The 1,319-nt window shown below is 41.8% G+C and carries 1 protein-coding gene; it reads right to left on the bottom strand.

Features of this window, described 5'->3' with window-relative positions; genetic code table 11:
• Positions 1 to 53 precede the first annotated feature (53 nt).
• A protein-coding gene (locus IDJ77_RS27500) for an IS3 family transposase (protein ID WP_224751265.1) occupies positions 54 to 1,279 on the bottom strand; the annotation gives its coding sequence in 2 pieces (ribosomal slippage) (positions 54 to 937 and positions 937 to 1,279; 1,227 coding nt in all).
• Between the last annotated feature and the right edge of the window lie 40 nt (positions 1,280 to 1,319).

Below are 1,319 nucleotides of genomic sequence, written 5' to 3'. Positions count from 1 at the left end.
TGAGTCGTCCTGAAATAGGTTGACAGATTTTAATGAACTAAATATAATGCTTGTCAGGTAAAACTGGCAAGCATTTTTTGTTGATGAACTGTTTGTGGTGTTTGATAATTTAAGGCCAGATGCGGTCTTCGGCAGTTATAAATGCGAACCGCCTCTTTGATCATTTGCCCGGCTTGATGAATATCTGCCGGCTTGGTGATCAAGAACTCGTGTTTAATAATTCCGTTGATACGTTCAGCTAAAGCGTTCTGATAACAGTCGTATCCGTCTGTCATGGATGGAGTGATGTTATGTTTTGCTAATAACTGCTGATACTGTGATGAGCAGTATTGCAACCCTCTGTCTGAATGATGTATTAACGGGGCATTTATCCGTTCGTGTTTTACAGCCATTTGCATCGCTGCAGCAACGCCATCAGTATGCAGACTATCATGCAGGTGATACCCTACAATCTTACGTGAACAGGCATCGGTAATCAGGCTGAGATAGCCTGTTTCTGCTTTAGTATCAATATAAGTGATATCACTTACCCACACCTCGTTAGCCCGGGATGCTTTCATTCCTTTAAGCAAGTTAGGATATTTATGCAACCAATGCTTAGAGTTTGTGGTCTTATGATAAGAATGCTTTGGCCTGATCAACATATGTTCTGAACGCAGAAAATCAAACAATGCATCTCTGCCGATCTTTATCCCTTTGCTCCTGATCTGTTTACTTAATCGATAGTAAAGCTTACGGGTACCTAATCTTGGTAAATGAATACGTTCTTTAATAACATCGGCCTTTACCTGGCTGAGTTCCCTTAACCGTTTATCTATACGCTGCTGCTTTTGATAATAACCCTGACGGCTTATCCCAAACAATCTGCAAGCCTTTGAAAGGCTTACTACTCCTTTGGCTTTAAGCCTTTGGATCGTTTGGGTAAAGACTTTTTTGGCAAAGCAACACCATGCTCCTTTTGCAGGATATCGAACATGGTCTTATAGATGAGGTTTCGGTCCTGTTCATCTTTCAAGGCAGCTTCCAGTTGTTTGATGCGCTGCTCTGGCGTAGGATTTTTGTCGTTTTCCAAGGTATACTGTTTGGGTAGCGTCCAATCTAAGGTACCATGTTTTCTTAACCAAACCAATACGGTACTTCTTCCCTGGATACCGTAATGGCACTGGGCCTTCTTGTACGTAAGTTCGCCTTTTTCTACTTGTTGAACAACCTGCAACTTAAAGGCAAGGCTATAATCGCGCTGACTGCGCCGATCGCTTTGTTTTTTTCTTTCTTTCATATAAGTCAACTTGGGTGTCAACTTATTTCAGGACGGGACA

Origin of the sequence: Mucilaginibacter pankratovii (genome assembly GCF_014773265.1) — a bacterium.
In the GTDB taxonomy this organism is placed as follows: domain Bacteria; phylum Bacteroidota; class Bacteroidia; order Sphingobacteriales; family Sphingobacteriaceae; genus Mucilaginibacter; species Mucilaginibacter pankratovii.
This window is presented reverse-complemented; position numbering and strand designations above follow the sequence as displayed.